At 70.3% G+C, this 19,796-nt stretch carries 15 protein-coding genes; 6 read left to right on the top strand and 9 right to left on the bottom strand.

Features of this window, described 5'->3' with window-relative positions; genetic code table 11:
- Positions 1–2: 2 nt before the first annotated feature.
- From ACIBK5_RS03830 to ACIBK5_RS03815, 4 genes are read right to left on the bottom strand one after another with little or no spacing between them, the layout of a single operon-like run.
- Positions 3–1,007: a TAXI family TRAP transporter solute-binding subunit gene (locus ACIBK5_RS03830; protein ID WP_399015796.1), complete on the bottom strand. Its 1,005-nt coding sequence runs from the start codon at positions 1,005–1,007 to the stop codon at positions 3–5.
- Positions 1,004–2,395 carry a sensor histidine kinase gene (locus ACIBK5_RS03825; RefSeq protein ID WP_399015794.1) on the bottom strand — a complete coding sequence of 464 codons (1,392 nt, stop codon included), beginning with the start codon at positions 2,393–2,395 and terminating at the stop codon, positions 1,004–1,006. Before ACIBK5_RS03825 ends, ACIBK5_RS03830 begins: the two co-directional genes overlap by 4 nt.
- A gap of 26 nt (positions 2,396–2,421) precedes the next feature.
- The gene (locus ACIBK5_RS03820; RefSeq protein WP_399015792.1) at positions 2,422–3,081 is read right to left on the bottom strand and encodes a response regulator transcription factor; all 660 of its coding nucleotides are present in this window, start codon (positions 3,079–3,081) and stop codon (positions 2,422–2,424) included.
- Positions 3,082–3,103: 22 nt separating this feature from the next.
- Positions 3,104–4,453, bottom strand: coding sequence for an MFS transporter (locus ACIBK5_RS03815; RefSeq protein ID WP_399015790.1), 1,350 nt, complete (start codon positions 4,451–4,453; stop codon positions 3,104–3,106).
- 245 nt (positions 4,454–4,698) lie between these two features.
- Here ACIBK5_RS03815 and ACIBK5_RS03810 point away from each other — a divergent pair, with 245 nt between their 5' ends.
- The gene (locus ACIBK5_RS03810) at positions 4,699–7,158 is read left to right on the top strand and encodes a SpoIIE family protein phosphatase (protein ID WP_399015788.1); all 2,460 of its coding nucleotides are present in this window, start codon (positions 4,699–4,701) and stop codon (positions 7,156–7,158) included.
- A gap of 18 nt (positions 7,159–7,176) precedes the next feature.
- On the opposite strand, the gene ACIBK5_RS03805 is transcribed toward ACIBK5_RS03810, so the two are convergent.
- Positions 7,177–7,407: a hypothetical protein gene (locus ACIBK5_RS03805; RefSeq protein WP_399015786.1), complete on the bottom strand. Its 231-nt coding sequence runs from the start codon at positions 7,405–7,407 to the stop codon at positions 7,177–7,179.
- Between ACIBK5_RS03805 and ACIBK5_RS03800 the strand changes: the two genes are divergently transcribed.
- Entirely contained in the window at positions 7,406–7,969 is a 564-nt protein-coding gene (locus ACIBK5_RS03800) for a cysteine hydrolase family protein (RefSeq protein ID WP_399015784.1), read from the top strand. The two genes, ACIBK5_RS03805 and ACIBK5_RS03800, sit on opposite strands and share 2 nt — an antisense overlap.
- A gap of 6 nt (positions 7,970–7,975) precedes the next feature.
- Here the strand turns inward: ACIBK5_RS03800 and ACIBK5_RS03795 are convergent, their stop codons facing one another.
- Complete coding sequence (locus ACIBK5_RS03795; RefSeq protein WP_399015782.1) at positions 7,976–8,443, bottom strand: MarR family winged helix-turn-helix transcriptional regulator; 468 nt, start codon at positions 8,441–8,443, stop codon at positions 7,976–7,978.
- 112 nt (positions 8,444–8,555) lie between these two features.
- Between ACIBK5_RS03795 and ACIBK5_RS03790 the strand changes: the two genes are divergently transcribed.
- Positions 8,556–9,038 carry an ester cyclase gene (locus ACIBK5_RS03790; protein WP_399015780.1) on the top strand — a complete coding sequence of 161 codons (483 nt, stop codon included), beginning with the start codon at positions 8,556–8,558 and terminating at the stop codon, positions 9,036–9,038.
- Positions 9,039–9,077: 39 nt separating this feature from the next.
- On the opposite strand, the gene ACIBK5_RS03785 is transcribed toward ACIBK5_RS03790, so the two are convergent.
- On the bottom strand, positions 9,078–10,265 hold the full coding sequence (locus ACIBK5_RS03785; RefSeq protein WP_399015778.1) for a spermidine/putrescine ABC transporter substrate-binding protein: 1,188 nt from the start codon (positions 10,263–10,265) through the stop codon (positions 9,078–9,080).
- 141 nt (positions 10,266–10,406) lie between these two features.
- Here ACIBK5_RS03785 and ACIBK5_RS03780 point away from each other — a divergent pair, with 141 nt between their 5' ends.
- The gene (locus tag ACIBK5_RS03780; protein WP_399015776.1) at positions 10,407–10,817 is read left to right on the top strand and encodes an MmpS family transport accessory protein; all 411 of its coding nucleotides are present in this window, start codon (positions 10,407–10,409) and stop codon (positions 10,815–10,817) included.
- A 100-nt stretch (positions 10,818–10,917) separates the two neighbouring features.
- On the opposite strand, the gene ACIBK5_RS03775 is transcribed toward ACIBK5_RS03780, so the two are convergent.
- Together ACIBK5_RS03775 and ACIBK5_RS03770 are read right to left on the bottom strand one after the other, a co-directional pair.
- Positions 10,918–12,567 carry an alpha/beta hydrolase gene (locus tag ACIBK5_RS03775; protein ID WP_399015773.1) on the bottom strand — a complete coding sequence of 550 codons (1,650 nt, stop codon included), beginning with the start codon at positions 12,565–12,567 and terminating at the stop codon, positions 10,918–10,920.
- Positions 12,568–12,807: 240 nt separating this feature from the next.
- On the bottom strand, positions 12,808–13,704 hold the full coding sequence (locus tag ACIBK5_RS03770; protein WP_399015771.1) for a helix-turn-helix domain-containing protein: 897 nt from the start codon (positions 13,702–13,704) through the stop codon (positions 12,808–12,810).
- 226 nt (positions 13,705–13,930) lie between these two features.
- On the opposite strand from ACIBK5_RS03770, the gene ACIBK5_RS03765 reads away from it, so the two are divergent.
- Together ACIBK5_RS03765 and ACIBK5_RS03760 are read left to right on the top strand one after the other, a co-directional pair.
- Positions 13,931–14,311: a nuclear transport factor 2 family protein gene (locus ACIBK5_RS03765; RefSeq protein WP_399015769.1), complete on the top strand. Its 381-nt coding sequence runs from the start codon at positions 13,931–13,933 to the stop codon at positions 14,309–14,311.
- A gap of 219 nt (positions 14,312–14,530) precedes the next feature.
- Positions 14,531–19,768 carry a family 43 glycosylhydrolase gene (locus tag ACIBK5_RS03760; RefSeq protein WP_399015767.1) on the top strand — a complete coding sequence of 1,746 codons (5,238 nt, stop codon included), beginning with the start codon at positions 14,531–14,533 and terminating at the stop codon, positions 19,766–19,768.
- Positions 19,769–19,796: the final 28 nt, after the last annotated feature.

Below are 19,796 nucleotides of genomic sequence, written 5' to 3'. Positions count from 1 at the left end.
CCCTACCCGTGCAGTTCGCGATAGGCGGCGACCGCCCCGGGATGCAGGGGTACGGCGCCCGTGGAGATCAGGCTGCGGGCGTCGAGGAACTGGGTGCCGAGGGCCGGGGCGGGGACGAGGCGGGTGGCCCGGCGGACCAGGACGTGGGTCAGGGCGGCGGCGACGGGGGCCGGGAGGTCGGGGCGGCAGAGCAGGAGGTTGGCGACGCCGATGGTGGGGACTTCGGGGGAGTTCCGGTACGCCCCGGCCGGCACCGACACCGCCTCCAGGCCCGATCCCGCCGGACCGAGGGCGGCGCGCAGCCGGGGCAGCAGACCGGTCAGGGGCAGCAGGCGGACCCCGGGACGCGGGTCGAGCCAGGACAGCACGGGGAGCGGGACGCCCCCGGCGACCAGCAGGGCGTCGATCGTTCCGGCCCGCATCGCACGCGCCGCCTCCGGCATCAGCAGATGCCGGACCTGGACGTCGGTGCCGGGGGTCAGGCCCGCGACCCGCAGCAGCCGGTCGCCGAGCACGGCACCGCCGGACGCCGCCGCGCCCAGCGAGACGGTGCGGCCCGCCAGGTCGGCCACCGTGCGGAGGGGCGCGTCGGAGCGCACGGCCAGTTGCAGGTAGTTCTCGTAGACCCGGCCGATCGCACGCAGCGGGACACGGCGGCCGAACGGTGCGGTGCCGCCGTACGCCGCCCACGCGATGTCCGACAGGGCCGGCGCCACGTCGGCCCGGCGGGCCTGGAGCAGCCGTATGTTGTCCACGCTGCCCTCGCTGTTGACCACCTCGCAGGACAGCCGCGGGTAGACGTCCGTGACCTGTGCGGCGAGCAGTCGGCCGAAGGCCGTGTAGAAGCCGTCGGTCTCGCCGGTCGCGATCCGCAGCTCTCCCCGCGGGCCACTGTCCGCACGCCGTGTGTCGGCCACCGCGGAGCCCGCGAGCAGGCCGGTGCCCGCCGCGGCGAGCGCGGCGCGCAGGGCGGTGCGGCGGGTCGTGGCGCGGGTGGGGCCGGTCATGCCGGGTGTCCCTTCGGGAGCACGACCCGCACGCGCAGGCCGTGCGGTCGGGCCGCCGTGAACTCGACGCGTCCGGTGTGACCGGCCACCAGCCGCTCGGCGATCGCCAGACCGAGTCCGCTGCCGCGTACCTCGCGGTGCCGTTCCGAGCGCCAGAAGCGGGTGCCCGCCCGGGTGAGTTCGCCGGTCGCGAGGCCCGGCCCGTCGTCCCGCACCTCGAGCACCGCGTCCGGGCCCTCGACGAGGCAGCGTGCCTCCACGCGGGCACCGCTCCCGGCGTACTTGATCGCGTTGTCGAAGAGGATGTCGGCCACCTGGGCCAGCTCTCCCTCCGGGCAGGCCATGAGTACGGCGGGGCCGGGGACGAACTCCAGTCGGACTCCGGCCTGTTCGGCCACCGGCTGCCACAGCCGGGCCTGGGCCGCGGCGACCGCCGCCGCGTCGCAGCAGGACTCCTGCGTGTCCGTGACGGCCAGTTCGCCGGCCCGGTGCTCGGCGTTCGCCAGGGTGAGCAGGTCGTCGAGGAGGAGTTCCATGCGTTCGAGTTCGGACGTCACCCCGGTGTAGGTGCGGGTCGCGGAGGTGCGCAGATGGGGCTGGAGCGAGTCGATGCGCAGCCGCAGGGCGGCCAGGGGGTTGCGCAGCTGGTGCGAGGTGTCGGCGACGAGCCGGCGCTGCTGTTCCAGCGCGGTGGTGACCCCGTCGGCCATGCGGTTGAAGCCGGTGGCCAGCTGCCGCAGCTCCGGCGGGCCGCCGGCCCGGGCGTGCTCGGGCGGCAGCCCGGCGGCCAGGGTGCCGACCGCGCGGTCGAGACGGTGCAGCGGCCGTACGACCCACCGCGTGGCCCGGCGGGCGAGCAGCACACAGGCCACGGCGAACAGCCCGGCCCCGGCGAGGACCAGCGCCCAGCGCAGGGCGATGTCGTCCGCCGCGACCCGCACCGAGGCCCGCAGCACCACCGCGCCGGACACCCTGGTCCCGGTGCCCACGGGACGGGCGAGCAGCCGGTCGGCCCGCGACCAGGGCCGCAGCGTCCCGCCGGGGGAGACGGGCTGGTTGCGCAGCGCCGCGTCCACGAGCCGGGCGACCGCCGGGTCGGCGACGCGCAGGCCACCCGTCTGCACCACCGGGGCGCGACGGGCGTCGACGACCACGACGGCCTCGCCGTACAGCTCGGTGTAGCGGCGCACGTCGGCGGTGAGTGCCCCGGTGTCGCCGCTCTCGGCGGCCTGCTCGGCCAGCCCGGCGAAGCGGTCGAGGTCGGCGGTGCGCGCCGCGACGAGCTGCTGGGTGCGCTGCGCCGAGGTGACGGCCAGCAGCGGGACGGCGAAGCCGGCCACGGCGAGCACCACGAAGGCCAAGACCACGGTGAGGACGCGGGTGCGCATGAACAGGGCCTGCCGAGAGAACCGGCTCAGTCGCCGAAGCGGTAGCCGAAGCCGCGGATGGTGGTCAGTACCTCGGGGCGGCCGAGCTTGGCCCGCACCTGGGTGAGGTGCACGTCGAGCGAGCGGGACACGGCGAGGAACGCGTCGCCCCACACCTCGTCCATCAGCTGCTGGCGGCTGACCGCCGTGCCGGCCCGGGCCGCCAGCGCGGCGAGCACCTCGAACTCCTTGGTGGTCAGCCGTACCTCCGCGCCGCCGACCGTCACCCGGCGCGCGTCGAGGTCGACCTCGACGTCGGCGACGCGGACGGTGCGCGGCGCCGGGGCGGCGGGTGTCGTGGCGCGGCGGGTGACGGCCTCGATACGGGCCAGCAGCTCGGCCAGCCGGACCGGCTTGACCAGGTAGTCGTCGGCGCCCAGCCGCAGGCCGCGCACCACCGACCGTTCGTCGCCCCGCGCGGTGAGCACCACCACCGGCAGGGGGCTGACCGCGCGCAGCTTGCGCAGCACCTCCAGACCGTCCAGGTCGGGCAGGCCGAGGTCGAGCAGCAGCAGGTCCGCCTGCCGGTGGCGGGCGAGGACGTCCTCGCCGCGCCTGACCCTGGCCGGCGCGTGGCCGTTGTCGTACAGGGCCTCGGTCAGCGCGCCCGCCACACCGTCGTCGTCCTCGGCCAGCAGCACCCGCACGGTCGCCTCCTCTCCCGTCTCGTCAGTCGCGAGACCGGGACACGTCCTCGTCCAGCGGCGACGCGTCGGAGGTCTCGCGCATCCGAATGTAGACGAGCAGCGAGATCAGGACACAGGCGGTCACGTAGTAGAAGTACCAGTTCTCGTGTCCGGCCTTCTTGAACCAGAGGGCGATGTACTCGGCGGTGCCGCCGAACACGGCCACGGTCAGCGCGTACGGCAGGCCGACGCCGAGCGCCCGGATCGAGGTCGGGAACAGCTCCGCCTTCACCACCGCGCTGATCGAGGTGTACAGCGAGCTGACGGCCAGCGGCCCGACCATCAGCAGGAACGCGTACACGGGGTCGCTGGTGTGCGACAGCAGCGTGAGCGAGGGCACCACCACCACGGTGCCCAGCGCCCCGAACGCGATCAGCAGGGGACGCCGCCCCACCCGGTCGGAGAGCAGACCCATCACCGGCTGGAGCAGGACGAACACGAGCAGCGCGAAGAAGTTGATCCAGGCAGCCGTCGGCTTGTCGATGCCGCTGGTGTTGACCATGAACTTCTGCAGGTACGTCGTGTACGTGTAGAAGAACAGCGTGCCGCCCATGGTCAGCCCCACGACGACCAGGCACTGGCGCGGGTAGGACAGCAGCAGCCGCAGGCTGCCGCGGGCCGGGCCGTCCGGCTCCTTCGCGCCCTCCGACGCGGCGCGCTCGAAGCTCTCGGACTCGTCCATGCCGCGCCGCAGCCACAGCACGATCACGGCCCCCGCGGCGCCGACGACGAACGCGATCCGCCAGCCCCAGGAATCCATCTGCGCGGGGCTGAGCACCTGCTGCAGCACGATCTGAAGGCCGAGCGCGGTCAGCTGGCCGGCGATGAGGGTGACGTACTGGAAGCTGGAGTAGTAGCCGCGGCGGCCGGGGGTGGCCACCTCGGACATATAGGTGGCGGAGGTCGAGTACTCACCTCCCACCGAGAGCCCCTGCAACAGCCGCGCGGTGACCAGGAGGATCGGAGCCGCGACCCCGATCGAGCCGTACGACGGGGTCAGCGCGACGATCAGGGAACCGGCCGCCATCAGCGTCACCGACAGCGTCAGCGCCGCTCGGCGGCCACGGCGGTCGGCGTAGCGGCCCAGGACCCAGCCGCCGATCGGCCGCATCAGGAAGCCGACGGCGAACACCGCGGCGGTGTTCAGCAGCTGGGCGGTCTGGTCGCCGGAGGGGAAGAAGACGGACGCGAAATAGACGCTGAAGGCGGTGTACGCGTACCAGTCGTACCACTCGATCAGATTGCCGATCGATCCGCGCATGATGTTGCTGACGACCCTGCGTTCGTCGCGGCGCGGTTTCCGCGCGCGCTCGGCGGTGGTCTGTGTGGCCATCGGAACTCCCTTGTCTGCGGCCCGGAAGCACACAGAGTCGATGGCGCGAACAGGCCCGCTCAATGCCGGGAGCCAAGTCCTTACAGTCCCTTAGGGCTTCCCGGAGCCACATGATCGGCATGGCGGCGGTGAGCGTGGAGAGCCGCCGAGCTGGTGACCACGGATGAATACTCAATTATCCTGGTTTGCACTCAATACCGTGCATAGCGATCAAGGGCCGGTGCTGCTTTGGGCAGGATGGCGCGATGACGCAACCGGGAAGCACCGGGGACGAGCCCGTGGCGGAGCCGGTGCAGGCCGACGGCGAGGCGGCAACGGCCAGGGCGGTCGTGGACGCACACGGCATGCTGACCGGGTGGAGCGAGGGCGCGCGACGGTTGCTGGGGTACCGGGAGCCGGAGGTCACCGGCCGTCCCGCGGCCGTGCTGCTCGCCGACGAGCCGCCCACCGGCACGCTGCGTTCCCTCACGGGACGGCGCCGGTGGAACGGCTCGGTGAACCTCCGCCACAGGGACGGCAGCCTCGTCCGGGTGAGTCTGCTGGCCCACCGCCGTGAGCGGGGCCCCTCCGGCGACGGCCGCGGCCATGAGTGGCTTCTCGTCTCACCGGTCGCCCGCTCCTTTGCGGAGGTCGACGAGGACAGCCTGCTCGGATGGTCACTCACCCAGTCCCCGTGCACCACGGCGCTCTACGACACGCGGCTGCGGCTGCTGCGGGCCAACGCGGACATGGAACGCGTGATGGGTCTCACCGAAGCCGAGATGCGCGGGCTACGGGTGTCGGAGATCGTCCTCGACGCGGAGAGCGACCGCACCGAGCACCTGATGCGACAGGTCCTGGCGACCGGCGAACGACAGCACCGGCGGGCCGCCCTGCAACTGTCCGGCGACCGGCGGGAGAGTCTGTGGTCGGTGACGCTGGCGCCGGTGTACGACCCCGACGGCATGATTCAGGGCGTCCTCCTGTCCGCCCACAACATGACCGAGGAGCATCTGGCCCGGCAGCGCCTCGCCCTGGTCGCCGAGGCCGGGGTCCGTATCGGCACCACCCTCGACCTGACCCAGACCGCTCAGGAACTGGCCGACGTCGCCGTCGGGCAGCTGGCGGACTTCGTCACCGTGGACCTGCTCCCCGACATCGAGGACGACCAGGAACTGCGCGCCATGACCCTGCCCAGCGAGGTCATGCTGCGTCGGGTGGCCAACCAGTCGGTGCTGCCGGGCTGCCCCGAAGCCGTGGTGGCGCTGGGTACGGTCGCGGTCTACCCGAACGTGTCACCGGCGGCCGAGGTCCTCGTCTCGGGGCAGCCCCGGATCCATGAGGTGACCCCGGCCGGGGTGGCCAGGTGGGAGAGCCAGGCCCCGGAGCGGGCGGAACGGGTACGTCGCTTCGGCTTCCACTCGGTCCTGGCGGTGCCTATGCGGGCCCGCGGCATCACGCTCGGCGTGGCCACCTTCACCCGGCACCGGAGTCCGGAACCCTTCACGGAGGACGACCTGCTCCTGGCGCAGGAGATCACCGCCCGGGCCGCGCTGAGCATCGACAACGCCCGCCGCTTCACCCGGGAGCGCACCACCGCGCTGACCCTGCAGAGCAGCCTGCTGCCGCAGGGGCATCCCCGGCAGCCCGCGGTCGAGACCGCCTCGCGCTATCTTCCGGCCAGCGCGCAGGCCGGTGTGGGCGGCGACTGGTTCGATGTCATCCCGCTCTCCGGCGCCCGGGTGGGCCTCGTCGTCGGCGATGTCGTAGGGCACGGGATTCAGGCCTCGGCCTCCATGGGGCGGCTGCGCGCGACCGTGCGCACCCTCGCGGACGTCGACCTCCCGCCCGACGAGCTCATGACGCACCTGGACGATCTGGTGGACCGGCTGTCGGCCGAAAGCGAGGACGACGCGTCCGGCAGCGCCGCCGACATCGGCGCCACCTGTCTCTACGCCGTCTACGACCCGGTCAGCCGGCGCTGCTGCGTGGCCCGCGCCGGCCATCCGGCGCCGGCGCTCCTCATCCCCGGCAGCGAACCGTTTCTGCTCGACCTTCCGGCCGGGCCGCCTCTGGGTCTCGGCGGCCTGCCGTTCGAGGCGACCGAGATCGAGCTGCCCGAAGGCAGTCTGCTCGCGCTGTACACCGACGGTCTCGTCGAGGCGCGCGGGCGCGACATCGACCAGGGGGTCGACGACCTGCTCAAGACGCTGGCCCGGGCGGGATCCTCGTTGGAGAGCACCTGCGACGACGTGCTGCAGGCCCTGCTCCCGGACCGCGCGGCCGACGACGTGGCGCTGCTGCTGGCCCGGACGAAGGCCCTGGACTCGGGCCATGTGGCCACCTGGGACGTACCGACGGAACCGTCCGAGGTCGCGCGGATCCGGAGCAGCGTCACCCGGCAGTTGCAGGAGTGGAACCTGGAGGAGGACGCGTTCGTCACCGAACTCGTCGTCAGCGAACTGATCACCAACGCCATCCGCTACGCCGAGCCGCCCATCGAACTGCGCCTGATCCTGGACCGCAACCTGATCTGCGAGGTGTCCGACACCAGCAGCACGGCACCGCACCTCCGCCGCGCCCTCACCTACGACGAAGGCGGCCGCGGCCTGCTCCTGGTCGCCCAGCTCAGCCGGAGATGGGGCACCCGCCACGCCCGCCGCGGGAAGACGATCTGGGCGGAACAGGCCTTGTCGACCGGCGATTCCGGGCCGGCCATGCCGTGATCCGGCTGTGGCGGGGCGTCAGACCACGAAGCACCGTCCCGTGCCGGGTTCGATGTCGCCGGACGCCACGAATTCCCGGTCGAGCACCACTGGACGATTCCCGAACTCGCCGGTCATGCCTCTGAGTTCGACGCCGGCCTCATTGCCGAACTCGGCCGGGCCGGGCTGCCGTACCTGAAGAAGATCGGCGTCGACCGTACGATCCACCAGACTTGGACGTGTTTCCCAGCGAAGGAGGACGGCGAGCATGGCGAGCAGCGCACTTCTGGTGATGGACGTCCAGCGGGACGTCGTGGCCATCGCCGACGACGGTTCTGGGTATCTGCCGCGCCTGCGCAGGGCGATCGACGGCGCCCGGGCCGCCGGGATCCCCGTGATCTACGTGGTGATGGGGTTACGGCCGGGCGACCCGGAAGTCAGCCCCCGCAACAGGGTGATGGCGAATGTCCTGCGGGCCGGCCTGTTCACCGAGGGCGCCCCCGGCACCGAGATCCATGACGACGTCGCGCCCCAGCAGGGCGACGTGGTGGTGACCAAGAGGCGGGGGAGCGCCTTCTCGGGCAGCGACCTCGACCTGGTACTCAGGGCTCGCGATATCGACAGTCTCGTTCTCACCGGCATCGCCACCAGCGCTGTGGTGCTGTCCACTCTGTGGCACGCCCTCGACCTGGACTTCGGCCTCACCGTCCTGGCGGATGCCTGCCTCGACACCGACCCCGAGGTGCACACGATGCTCACCGAGAAGCTGTTCCCGCAGTGGGCAGATGTCCTCGCCGTCGAGGACTGGCTCAAAGCCATCACCCCGGGGTGAGCGGGGTCAGCCGGTGCGCAGGCGAGCGGTCTGCTCGGTGCCGACGTCGGTGGTGCGTCTCAGGTACCGCTCGATGACGGTGAGTTCGTCCTCGGTGAAGTCGTCCAGGGCCTGGTCGAAGGCGTTCCCGGGGGTGTCCCAGGCGGCTTCGATCTCGGGGGTGCGGCCGGTGGTGAGGGAGACGAGCATCTTGCGCCGGTCATGCGCGTCGGGATGACGCTCGGCGAGTCCGGCCTTCTGGAGGCGGTCGACCAGGCGGGTGGCTGATCCGGAGGTCAGCCCGGTCAGCTCCGCGATCTGTCCCGTGGTGCGAGGGCCGGTTTCCAGGGCGAGCAGGCTCACGCACTGGAGGTCGGTGGGGTGCAGGCCGAGGTGTTCGGCCATGGCCTGGTTGAACAGCGTGTAGGCGGCGTGGTGACGCCGGGCCGCCGCGGTGACCGCCGCGACCAGCTCCCCACGGGTTCGGTTTGACATGGAATCACTCTCACGCCGGGCCCCGACGGAGTCGTCCGACCCGGCTCAATCTGTGTGTCACGCAGATAATGTGTGGTGCAGACTATTTGTAGCACGACCCCTGGGAGAACTCATGACCACCACCCACACCCCCGAGCAACTGCGCGCCCTCTACGGCCGCTGGAGCGAGATGTGGCGCGGCGACTTCAGCCACGCCGAGGAGATCCTCGACCCCGGCTTCGTCGTCCACCAGGCACGTCCCGACGGCAGCGACTCCGAGGCCGCCACCGGCCCCGAGCGCCTGCTGCCCGAGATCGAGCAGACCATGGCCGCCTTCGGAGACATCACCATCACCGTCGACCTCGGCCCGATCGTCGACGGCGACCTGCTCTCCGCCCGCTGGACCATGCGCGCCGCCTACACCGGGGGCATCCCTCAGGCCACCGCCCCGATCGGTACGAAGATCTCCTTCAGCGGCAACGACATCCTGCGTGTCCGGGACGGCCGGTTCGTCGAATACTGGACCTGCACCGACATTCTCGACGGCCTGTCCCAGCTCGGCGCCGTCTCCGGCCCCAACGGCCCCGCCCAGGAAGCAGCCGACCGGCGTGTCTGATGTGCGTCCTGACCGCACCCGGACTCGGTCAGGCACGCCCTACAACCCCGTGATCCCGTTCCACCGCTTCCCGAACTCCACCCGCTCCGTCGATGTGATGTCACGCGCGACGGCGAGCCGGCCGCGCAGCTCCGAGTCCGGGAAGATCAGGGGGTTCTCGGCGAGGGCGGCTGTCTCCTTGTCCTCGGCGGAGGCGAGGACGTCCTGGGCGGCCGGGACCGGGCAGACGTAGTTGACCCAGGCGGCGAGTTCGGCGGCGACCTCGGGGTCGTAGTAGTAGTCGATCAGCCGCTCGGCGTTCGCCTTGTGGCGGGCGAGGTTGGGGACCATCAGCGACTCGGCCCACAGCTCGGCGCCCCCTTCGGGGACGACGAACTCGATGTCCGGGTCGTCCGCCTGAAGCTGGATCACATCGCCCGAGTACGCCTGACAGGCCAGTACATCCCCGCTCGACAGATCCTTGATGTAGTCGTTGCCCGTGAAGCGCCGGATCTGTCCCCGGCCCACCTGTTCCTCCACCTGGTCGCAGACCGTGTGGAAGTCGTCGGCCGTCCACCGGGTGATGTCGACGCCGTTGCCTTGCATCAGCAGCGCGAACGCCTCGTCCACACCGGACAGCAGGGTGACCCGGCCCTTCAGGTCGCTCGCCCACAGATCGGAGACCTGCCGTATCTCCCGGCCGGTCCTGCGCCGGTTGTACGCGATCCCGGTGATCCCGGACTGCCACGGCACGGTGCACCTGCGTCCGGGATCGAAGGCCGGCGAACGCAACTGCGGGTCCAGATACTCGGTGACGTTCGGCTGCCGCGTCCGGTCCATCTCCTGCACCCAGCCGAGCCGCACGAACCGCGCGCACATCCAGTCACTGATGACGATCAGATCGCGGCCGGTGGACTGATGGTTCATCAGCGCGGGACTGATCTTGCCGAAGAACTCGTCGTTGTCGTTGATCTCCTCGACGTAGTCCACCGACACGCCCGTGCGCCTCTCGAAGCCCTCCAGGGTCGGTCGCCGCGCCTGGTTCTCGTCGTCGGTGTCGATGTACAACGGCCAATTCGCCCAGATCAGCCGTCGATCGGTGGCCGAGAGATCGGCGGCGGCACGGTCGCCGGGGCGCACATACGCGGCCGGCACACCGCACCCGGCGAGTCCGCCGAGCACTGCGCCGGAGCCGAGCGCACGCAGCAGCCTGCGGCGGGAGAGCGGAGGGATCGTCTTCAGGGGCATCCAGGCAGCATGTCGCGCCTTTGGAGACCGGACAATTGACACCGCGTTGGGAGTCGATTCATCGGGCCGTATAACAGTTTGACTTTGCTTTCTCTTGGCGGTTGGCTGCGGGCTCGACCATCACGATCCGGGGGGATCCCCATGCACCGCTCCATCCGCGCGGCCGTCTGTTCCGTCGCCGTCGCCGCTCTCGCGTTCGGCCTCAGTTCCTGTTCCGAGGCGGTCGACCAGGTCGACAAAGCCGTGGACGAGACGTACGAGGTCACCTACGAGGTGACGGGGAAGAACGTGGACTCGATCGAGTTCCACGGCGGCGGTGGCAAGGCCATGGAGCCGAAGATCGAGTCGGTGTCGAAGCCCGAGCTGCCCTGGAAGAAGACGGTCAAGCTGCGCGGCATCATGCCCGCGGCGGTCATGCCGGTCGCCGCTGACCCCGAAGGCGCCCAGGTCGCGTGCAAGATCACCTACAAGGGCAAGGTGCTCGAGGAACAGAGCGCCAAGGGCCTGGTGACCGCCGGCGGCTGCACCGCCGAGTCCCCGGTCACGGGGTAACTCCCGGGAGGCCTCGGCGGGACCCCACCAGGAGGTCCCGCCCCTTCCCTAAGGGGTCATGCGGCAAGAGGCCGTGCCGCGATGGGTCATGCGGCCCCGATCAGAAACGGTCCGGGGCCCGGTCCGGGAGCGGAGAGCCGGGGAGCGCGTCCCGCTGCTGGTTCTTCCGTGTCTCCTCGTTCGAGGCGGCCGTCGCCTGGCAGGTCACGTCCTTCGCCGGGAGCTTCCCGGTGAGCAGGTAGCCGGTGACCGTGCCGTCCGTGCACGCGTTGCCGTTCGGGTAGACGCCGTGGCCCTCGCCGCCGAGGACGGTGACCATTTTCGAGCCCTTCAGATCGGCGTGCAGGGCCTGACCGCTGGGCAACGGGGTCTGCGAGTCCCACTCGTTCTGGACGACCAGGGAGCGGACCTTGTTGTTCACCTCGGTCGCCGGTTCCACGGACCTGTCCCAGAACGCACAGGGCTTGATGCTGGACGCGAAGTCACCGTAGAGCGGGTAACGGCCCTTGTCCTCGATGGCGTCCTGCCGGTAGGTCTCGGGATCGCGGGACCACGCGGCCGAGTTGTCGCCGCACACCACGGCCCAGAAGCTCGCCGTCATGTTGTCGGACGGCACCTCGGCGGCATCGGCGGAGGCGCCTGTCGTCCCGGTCCCTTCGGATCCGGTGAACGCCGCGAGCTTCTTCGCCGAGGCGGGCCGGCCGTCCGCCGCCTTCTTCAGCTCCACGATCGCCTCGGTGGCTTCCCGCGGGCTGAAGACCGCCCCGCGCATACCGCTGCGGATGTCGTCGCCGGTGGTCGGGCGGCCCTCCACCTCGATGGGCTTCTCGTCGGCCTGCGCGACCAGGCCCCAGAAGGTCCGGTCGACCTCCTTCGGAGTGTCACCGAGGCCGTACTTCTCCGAACGCTCGGCGGCCCACCCGGTCCACCGGTCGAACGCGGGCTCGGCGCCCTCCGCCCACCACTGGATCATCCCTCGCCAGGCGCGCGCCGGATCGACCGCGCTGTCCAGCACGAACCGGTCGGCGCGCCCCGGGAAGAGCTGGGTGTAGACGGCGCCCAGGTAGGTGCCGTACGAGTAGCCCAGGTACGAGATCTTCTTCTCACCGAGGACCGCCCGGAGCAGATCCATGTCGCGCGCGGTGTTGCGCGTGGTGATGTGCGGGAGTGTGTCGCCCGCCTTTTCCTCGCACTTCCTCGCGACGTCGCGTGCCCAGGAGACGTCCTTGTCGAACGTCTCCTCCTTGTACGGCCGCAGCCAGTTCTCCTCCTCCGGCTCCAGATCGCAGGAGACCGGGCTGCTCCGCCCCACACCGCGCGGGTCGAAACCGATGAGGTCGTACTTCTGCTGTGCGGCCCGGGGGAGCCGCTCCCGCAGTCCCAGCGGCATGTAGAGCCCGGGCCCGCCGGGGCCGCCCGGGTTGGAGAACAGGACGCCGTGGCGCTTGCCGGGCGCGGTGCTCTTCAGCCGGGATATCGCCAAGTCGATCCGCTTGCCGCCGGGAACCCGGTAGTCCAGCGGGACTTTGATCGTGGCGCACTCCAACTCCGCCGGAGCGTCGGCTTCGCAGCGCTTCCACCGCGGCTTCTGCTTCACATACCGGTCCAGCGCGCCCTTGGCGGCGGCGGACGAAGAGGCGGTCGACGGGGTGGCGGCGGGAGCGGCGGTGGCCGTCGAGGTGGCGAGCGCGGGAGCCAGCGTTGCCGTGACACTCACGGCCAACAGGGGCGCGAGACGTCGTCTGCGCACGATATCGATCCTTCCGGTCACATGTTCGGACGGGAAAGATCCTTCCGGAACCGGCTACACATGCGGATCACTCGCTGGTGCCGCACTCCCCTCCACCCTGGGACTGACCCAACAGTGGTGTGTGGTCCCAGAGTTGTAGGGGAGTGCGGTGCGACAGACGGCACTCGAGACGTCGGCGATCCAACGAGTTTGCAGACAGGGCGATCACCTCCCGCCGTCAAGAGGCCACAGGGACGCCTTTCACTTCGCGGCGAGCCCGCGGACCGTGTCGCGGAATGCGATCGGGGTCTGGCCGGTGCGGTGGTGGAAGTACTTGCTGAAGTGTGTCGCGCTGGAGAAGCCGAGGCGGTCCGCGATGCGGGCGGCGCTCTGGTCGCTGTGGGCGAGGAGGCGCTTGGCCTCCAGGACGACGCGGCGGTCGATGAATTCCTTGGCGCCCAGGCCGGCGGCGGAGAGCGTGGCGCGGGAGAGGGTGCGAGCCGAGTAGCCGAGCGATGCGGCGTAGTCCTCCACCCGGCGGGTGCGCGCGAAGTCCTCTTCCACGGCATCGCGGAAGCGCAGGTACGTGGCGTCGGGTTCGGGCGCGGGACCGCCGGCGGGCGCGGTGAGGTGCGCCAGCCGCAGGACGAGGACCGCGAGCAGATGACGCAGGGCTGCCGTATGGATCTCGAGGGGCAGGTGTCCAAGGGCCCGGAACTCGGTGGCGAGATGGTCGGCGGCCAGTCGCAGAGCCGCTTCGTCGCCGGGTAGGGGGCGCCGCAGGATCGGGCCGTACGGGTCTTCCGTGCGAGCGCCGAGTGTGGTGGCCGGGTCGAGGAAGTCCTGGCGGAACAGGATCAGGGTGCCCTCGGCGTCGGTGAGGTCCCCCCACTGATGGACCTGCCCGGGGCGTACCCAGAGCCAGGAGCCCGGGTCCAGGGCGTAGGCGGTGAAGTCGACCGTGTGCCCCAGGGCCCCGCCGGTGAGGGTGATCAGGTGGTGGAAGTCCGGGCGCTGGGGAACCGCGAGTCGCTCCGCGGGGACCCGGTGGCGCAGGTCGGCGAGGGACAGCACCTCCACGCCGGTGGGGGTGCCGGCGGGCGCGGGGAAGGGGATCTCCAGGATGCCGTGACCGGCATCGTGTCGCTTTTTGACCATAGCGAGTCGTCAGCGTATCCGATCGGGCCTTTTCATCACCCGTACCTTGAAGGTGTCGGTCCGCTCGGATTCGAGCGGGTGTCGGAAAGCGGTAAGAGCGGAGCACTCGACAAGCGCCTGACCTCACCTTCCAAGACCTCACCCCGCAACTCGACCGACACCTACCACCAGCACAACCGGGAGGCGGCCGACGGCCTCGACGGCTTCGGCGCCCTACGGAGGAACCATGAGCGACCCGGAAGAGAACAAGGCCACGGCCCAAGCGTTCTATCACCTGATGTTCAACCAGTGCCGCCCGGCCGAGGCCATCGAGCAGTTCGTCGGTGACACCTACATCCAGCACAACCCGCACGTCGCCGACGGCAAGCAGGCGTTCATCGACTACTTCGAACGCATGGCCGCCGAATATCCCGGCAAGCGCGTCGAATTCAAGCGCGCCTTCGCCGAAGGCGACCACGTCATCCTGCACTGCCACCAGATCTGGCCCGAAGAGGAGTACGCCGGTATCGACATCTTCCGCTTCGACGCGGCCGGCAAGATCGTCGAACACTGGGACGTCCTCCAGGTCATCCCGCCCACCTCCGAGAACGACAACACCATGTTCTAGCGGCACCGCGAGCCGGACGGATCTGTTCGACCTGCCGGACATTGTTCGAAACCTATTGACGCTGCCCTGGGCGTCGGCTGAGACTCTCGCAACACACGTCACCCGCGTGTAACGGCAGGCCCCCGGCAAGAGCTTGCCGTCGCCTCGTCGGTTCCTCGTTTCTTCGCTTCCGCGTTCCGCCTGTCCGTCATCAGCCATGCCTCAGCAGGGAACCTCGACATGACGCACGTCGTACGATGCGCACGACCGCACAGCCGCGCGAGACGTTGGGCGGGCCATCTCGCCGGACTGACCGCCGCGTCGATGCTGCTCACCCTCGCCGGACCCGCCGCTCCCGCGCAAGCGGAACCGGCCGCACCGGCGGCACCGGCGGCCGAAGCCGCGGACATCACCGACGGCCTGGCCCTGTGGTACAAGCTCGACGCAGGCTCAGGCGGCACCGTGACCGACGCCTCCGGCAACGGCCGGAACGGCACGGTCAGCGGCACCGCCGACTGGTCGGCATCCGGTCAGGGGCTCGCCTTCAACGGGTCCGACACCTACATCAAGGTGCCGGACGACGTCATGAAGGGCATGGACTCGATCAGCGTCTCCATGGACGTTCTGATCGACTCCGCCCAGAGCACGCCCTACTTCCTCTACGGCTTCGGCAACACCAGCGCGGGCAGCGGCAACGGCTACCTGTTCACCACGGGCAACTCCTTCCGCACCTCCGTCGCGACGGGCAACTGGTCGACCGAGCAGACCACCAAGCCGTCCGACTCCCACAACCTGACCCGCGGCGTGTGGAAGCACATCACCTACGCCCAGACCGGCTCCACGGGCGTGCTCTACGAGGACGGCGTCGAGGTCGGCCGCAACACCTCGGTCACCACCACGCCCGGCGCCATCGGCTCCGGCACCACCAAGGCCAACTACCTCGGCAAGTCCGTCTACGACGGCGACAAGCTGTTCAAGGGCCGGATACGCGACTTCCGTGTCTACGACCGGGCACTGGACGGCTCGGAGGTCGAGCAGCTCGCCCTCCCCGTCGCCACCCAGGGCGTCGCCGCCGACAAGGACGCCCTCACCCTCGGCGACACCAGCGGCGTCACCTCCGACCTCGACCTGCCGAGGACCGGCCCGGCCGGGGGCTCCTCCATCAGCTGGGACAGCGACAACCCGTCCGTCGTCTCGGACACCGGCAAGGTGACCCGCCCCGACGCCGGCTCACCGGACGGACGCGCCACCCTCACGGCGACCCTGAAGAAGGGCACCGCGACCGGCACCAAGACCTTCGACGTCACGGTCCGGCCCGCGCTCGGCGACGCCGCCGCCACCCGCGAGGCCTCCGAAGCGCTCATGGTCCACAACCTTGACGACGCGCGCGGCAACCTCACCCTGCCCGGGAGCGGCAAGTACGGCACGACCGTCACCTGGTCCTCCGCGAAGCCGGACGTCGTCTCCGCCGGCGGCGAGGTCCACCGGCCCGCCCACGGCGACGGCGCCACCACCGCCGAGCTGACCGCCACCGTCACCAAGGGCGAGGCGAAGGCCACCCGCGTCATGACGGCCAAGGTGCCCGAACTGCCCGCGGACGCGGCCCTCAAGGGCTACATGTTCAGCTACTTCACCGGCGAGGGCACCTCCGACGGCGAACAGCTCTACGCCGCCCTCAGCAAGGGCGACGACCCGCTGCACTGGCGCGAACTGAACGACGGCAAGCCGGTCCTCACCTCCACGCTCGGCGAGAAGGGCCTGCGCGACCCGTTCATCATCCGCTCCCCGGAGGGCGACAAGTTCTACCAGATCGCCACCGACCTCAGGATCTACGGCAACGGCGACTGGGACGCCTCCCAGCGCACCGGCAGCAAGTCCATCATGGTGTGGGAGTCCACCGACCTGGTGCACTGGACCAACCAGCGCCTGGTCAAGGTGTCACCCGACAGCGCGGGCAACACCTGGGCGCCGGAGGCGTTCTACGACGCCGAGCGCGGTGAGTACGTCGTCTTCTGGGCGTCGAAGCTGTACGACAACGCCGACCACTCCGGCGACACGTACAACCGCATGATGTACGCCACCACCCGCGACTTCCACACCTTCAGCGAGCCCAAGGTCTGGATCGACCGCGGCTACTCGGTCATCGACTCCACGATGATCCGGCACGACGGCACCTACTACCGCCTGTCCAAGGACGAGCGGAACAACAGCTCCTCCACACCCAACAGCAAGTTCATCTTCCAGGAGAAGAGCGACTCGATCCGCGACCCGGCCTGGACCCCGGTCGCCGAGGGCATCGGCAAGGGCGCGATGAACGCCGCCGAGGGGCCGCTGGTGTTCAAGTCCAACACCGAGGAGAAGTGGTACGCGTTCCTCGACGAGTTCGGCGGCCGCGGCTACATCCCGTTCGAGACGACCGACCTCGACTCGGGCACCTGGACCCCCTCCACCGGCTACGACCTGCCCGCCAAGCCCCGCCACGGCACCGTGCTGCCGGTCACCCAGGCCGAGTACGACCGGCTGCTGCGCGCCTACCAGCCCGACCAGGTCGTGAAGAGCGTCGAGGACGTGTCGGTGAAGACCCGGGTCGGCGACGCCCCGGTGCTGCCGGCCACGGTGATCGCCGAGTACGCCGACGGCGTCAAGCGTCCCGTCACGGTCACCTGGCAGGACGTACCGGCGTCGAAGTACGCCCGGCCCGGCACCTTCACCGTGACCGGCAGCCTGCCGAACGGCGCCGCGATCCCGGTCCGCGCCGAGGTCACCGTGTCCGAGGAGGGGCCGGACATCCCCGCCGACCTGCTCCTGCACTACGACTTCGACGAGACGGGCGGCAGCATCGCCCGTGACTCCAGCGGACACGGCCACCACGGCACCTACGTCCGCACACCCGACTTCGGCACCGGCGTCGAGGGCGGCTCGTTCAGGATGTCGGGAGACTCGTCGAGTTCGCCGTACGTGAAGATCCCCAACGGTGTCCTGAAGGACGCCGGCAGCGTGACGGTGTCGACGTACGCCAAGTGGAAGGGCGGCAGCAACTTCCAGTGGCTGTTCGGGCTCGGCCCGGACAGCGACAAGTACCTGTTCGCCACCCCCTCCAACGGCGGCTCCAGCCTCTACTCGGCCATCACGAAGGCGAGTTGGTCGGCCGAGTCGAAGCTGACGGCCGGCTCGCAGCTCACGCCCGGCCAGTGGCGGCACGTCACGGTGACGCTCGACGGCGCCACCGGCACGATGGTCCTCTACGCCGACGGCGTCGAAGCCGCCCGCACCACGACCACCATCAAGCCGTCCGAGCTGTACGACGCGGCCAAGGACCACAGCGGCTACATCGGCCGCTCCCTGTACGCGGCCGACCCCTACTTCGGCGGCGAGGTCGACGACTTCCGCATCTACGACCGTGCCCTCACCGGCACCGAGGTCATGCGGCTCAGCGGCAACACGGCGGGCATCGCCAAGGCGACGCACCCGGCGCTCAAGGTCGACGCGCTCGTCGACAACGCGGCCGGCACGATCACCCTGCCGATGAAGGCGGGCACCGATCTCACCGCGCTGGCACCGGAGTTCACCCTCGCCGAGGGCGCGACGATCAGCCCCGCCTCCGGCAGCGTGCGCGACTTCACCAAGCCGCTGACGTACGAGGTCACCGGGTCGGACGGCAGGAAGCGCACCTGGAAGGTCTCGGCGCTGATCATGAAGACCCCGCTCCTGCCGGGTCTGAACGCCGACCCGAACATCGAGCGCTTCGGCGACACCTTCTACATCTACCCGACGACCGACGGCTTCGACGGCTGGAGCGGCACACAGTTCAAGGCCTGGTCCTCCACGGACCTGGTCCACTGGAAGGACCACGGCGTCATCCTCGACCTGGGGCCGGACGTCAGCTGGGCGGACAGCAGGGCCTGGGCACCGGCGATGACCGAGAAGGACGGCAAGTACTACTTCTACTTCTGCGCCGACGCGAACATCGGCGTGGCCGTCTCCGACTCGCCCACCGGACCGTTCAAGGACGCCCTGGGCAAGCCGCTGCTGAAGGCCGGTGACTTCCGCGGCCAGATGATCGACCCGGCGGTCTTCACCGACGACGACGGCAAGCAGTACCTGTACTGGGGCAACGGCCGCGCCTACGTCGTCCCGCTGGGCGACGACATGACCTCCATCGACACCTCTCAGGTCAAGGACATCACCCCGAGCGGCTACAACGAGGGCACCTTCGTCATCAAGCGCAAGGGCACCTACTACTTCATGTGGTCGGAGAACGACACCCGCGACGAGAACTACCGCGTCGCCTACGCGACCGGCCCCTCGCCCACCGGCCCGTGGACCAAGCAGGGCGTGATCCTGGAGAAGGACCTGACCCTGGGCATCAAGGGCCCGGGCCACCACTCCGTCGTCCACGTCCCGAACACCGACGACTGGTACATCGCCTACCATCGCTTCGCCATCCCCGGCGGAGACGGCACCCACCGCGAAACGACCATCGACAAGCTCGAGTTCGACGCCGACGGCCTGATCAAGAAGGTCGTCCCCACCCTCGGCGGCATCGACCCGGTCACCGTCGTCCACGCCGGGCCGGACGCCACCGGTGCCGAGGGTGAGTCGATCACGCTCGCCGGCACCGTCTCCGGGGCCGGCAGCCCCCAGTGGACCGTCCAGGACGGCGCCCCGTGCACCGTCAAGGCCCCCGTGGCGGCTCGCACGACCCTCACCTGCACCGACGACGGCACCTTCGAGGTCACCCTGACCGGCGGACGCGGCACCGACACGGCGACGGTGAAGGTCTCCAACGTCGCCCCGTCGATCACCTCCGCCAAGGGCCCCGGCTCGCCCCTTCCGGTGGGCAAGGCCGCCGTCGTCACGGCGTCCTTCGCCGATCCCGGCTCGTCCGACGGCCACACCTGCACGGTCGACTGGAAGGACGGCAGCCGGCCGACGCCCGGTACGGTCACCGACTCCGGCTGCCGCGCCGCACACGTCTACGAGGACGCGGGCATCCACCGCCCGGTCGTCACGGTCACCGACGACGACGCGGGCACGGACACGACCACGCTCGCGGAGCTGATCGTCTACGACCGTGCCGCCGGGCCCGCAGCCGGCGTCGGCACGATCACCTCTGCGGCCGGTGCCTACCCGGCCAGGCCGGGGCTGACCGGAAAGGCGGCGTTCACCCTGGGCGCCCAGTACCGAAAGGGAGCCACCGTCCCCACCGGCAAGGCCACGTTCGTCTTCGGCTCCGCCAAGCTCACCTTCCGCTCGACCGGCTCCGACTGGCTCGTGGTGAACGGCTCCCAGGCCGTCTACCAGGGCACCGGCACGGTGAGCGGCAAGAGCGGCTACGCCTTCAGAGTCACCGCCACCGACGGCCCGGACACCTTCCGCATCAGGATCTGGAAGAAGTCCACCGGCGATGTCCTCTACGACAACAAGACGGGCGCCAGGACGAAGGGCGTCGTCACCATCGGAGACAAGCGGCGTTAGGCCCGCCCGCACCGTTCACCGGCCGGTG

The sequence above is a fragment of the Streptomyces sp. NPDC050546 genome (assembly GCF_044457425.1).
Lineage (GTDB): Bacteria > Actinomycetota > Actinomycetes > Streptomycetales > Streptomycetaceae > Streptomyces.
Note: the sequence above shows the minus strand (reverse complement) of the source record. Positions and strands in the feature narration are given on the sequence as shown.